At 56.0% G+C, this 2,030-nt stretch carries 1 protein-coding gene and 1 pseudogene; both read left to right on the top strand.

Features of this window, described 5'->3' with window-relative positions; translation table 11 throughout:
- Window positions 1-378 precede the first annotated feature (378 nt).
- The gene (locus tag ABS769_RS22330) at window positions 379-1,050 is read left to right on the top strand and encodes an imm11 family protein (RefSeq protein WP_317063432.1); all 672 of its coding nucleotides are present in this window, start codon (window positions 379-381) and stop codon (window positions 1,048-1,050) included.
- A 37-nt stretch (window positions 1,051-1,087) separates the two neighbouring features.
- A pseudogene (locus ABS769_RS22335) lies at window positions 1,088-2,030 on the top strand (AHH domain-containing protein); the annotation flags it as partial.

Consider the following 2,030-nt stretch of genomic DNA (forward strand, 5'->3'; position numbering starts at 1 on the left):
AAGATTCTGGCTACTGGGCTGCGCTCGATGTGTCGCCACCGGAGGCGCGGCAAGGGACGTTTCGTGCAGGGATCCGCAGGGACTGGCGATCTGTTGAATCCGGCCCGAGCGTCAACGGCGGCGCGCCTCGCCAGACGTTGCAGGGGTGCAGAAAAACAGGGGCATGAAGACCGCAGGCGTGGCGGGGCGACGATTGCGCGCGCCGGGGGCAGCGCCAACCGTGGCGTCGGAGTTTTCCTACTGCGTCCGCTGTAGAAGGCAGGCAAGATGAACGCCGTTACGATGAGGTGCCGTTGGACCGTCGCAGATTGGCTTGGACGCGGCTCCACACGGTAGGTGCGGCGTGCTCCGCTGACCGTGCGTCGAAGCAGTGACCCAATGGATGAGACAAATGAACCTATGAATATGAACGAAGTCAGAAATATCAAAGAGAGCGAGCCCCAGAAAGGCGAGTTCTATACCCTCAGCCCCGACATGCGTGGAAGCCGAGGACACGGCATAGTGTTCGAGAATGAAAAAGATTTCCCATTACCCACGCATTTACGTCTTGAGCAATCGGGTGGCGGGATTAAAGAGTTTAGAGATGTACCTCGCTTGCGCCAAAGTCAGCCCGACCAAATGGTCAATGATTTAGATTCAAGCTTTCGAGGTTACTGGCTCGTATCCGAACCATTGAAGAATGTTTTCGAGCTAATCGACTCGAAAGCATTTACTTTTGCAAAATGCGAACTCACTCTTTATGACGGATCGCAAGCTGCACCACATTATTTCTGCGAAGTCATCAGGGAAATTGATGCGCTTGACGAGGATACATCCACCGTCAAAATCTTAACCGAGGGATATCCTAAAGGTAAGCACTACAGCTTGACCGGGGGAGCCAGCTTAGCTTTTAAAAAAGAGATATTAGGCACAGCCCATGTATTCCGAACACCCTATAACAGCGGGCTCGTTATCTGTGATCGTTTTTTTCGAGATGCGCTAATCGAACACGGATTTGGGAAGGGGCGCAACTCGCGCGGCGTCTGGCTCCGCGATGCCGCAGATTGTTAATTAAATTGAATAATACACACCTTAAGGGTTAAGGGACATGCCTGCCAACAGTGCCATCCTGCAAAGCCACCACGTTATCGAGCAGAGCACTTCACAACGACACCCCCTATTGGTGGAGTTGGCTAAGCATGGGCTGATGGACGAGCATGCTTCCGCAAACCGCATTTATTTACCTGTAGACGGAAAGCTAGCTGACGAGATTGAAACTTCGCCGCACCGAGGAAGGACACGAAGCACATATACACGGGGAATCGTAGGAGCGCTGAACAGCATCTCCGACACTAGCGATGGCTTAGCTGCACTCGATGGCGATCCGATTGCTCTTAAAAAAGTTGCTGTCCAATTAGCTGAACTGCAGGACACCCTCAAGGTCGCCTTAATCAACGGCGATGTCTATACGACTACGCCGGATCGACTAACCAAGGCCGAGGCCAACGCTCAGAACCAAAGAACGTTTTCCGATCTCAAGCAGTACAGCGCAGAGCATGCGGGACAATTAAAAGCCTTGCGTTCGATGAGTGAGGTGGAATCCGAATGGGCCGCCATCACCCACTCGGAGCATCGGATTAGCGCGGTGATCGGCGCCGCAAAAGACACCTCGTCCAATCTGGTCGCGGCCCCAGGTGACCCGGTTGTACGCGAGATCGCCGGTCGAGAAGAATTCCGCTTGGCGATCGCCCATGCAGAACAGGCCGGCCGTGTGACGCTATCCGAGTCCAATGCGGCGCTGGTCAAGCAGGTATTGGATGACACGCCGGCAAACATCGGTGGCGCTACTCGCAGCATTCGCCAGGTCGCAGGCGCCGTACCGCAGCCATACACCCCGCTGTCGCAACGCGGTTTCGCCACCGCCGAGCTGCTCGCAGGCGATCTATCTGCCGGCCAGGCGCTACGCACCGCCGGCCTGCTCGCCACCGCCGCCGACACGGTGATGACCGGCCAACGCGCCACGCAGTTCCTCGGCCAGGACAACCCGCTCG

This window comes from Xanthomonas hortorum (assembly GCF_040279205.1).
GTDB lineage: Bacteria > Pseudomonadota > Gammaproteobacteria > Xanthomonadales > Xanthomonadaceae > Xanthomonas > Xanthomonas hortorum_F.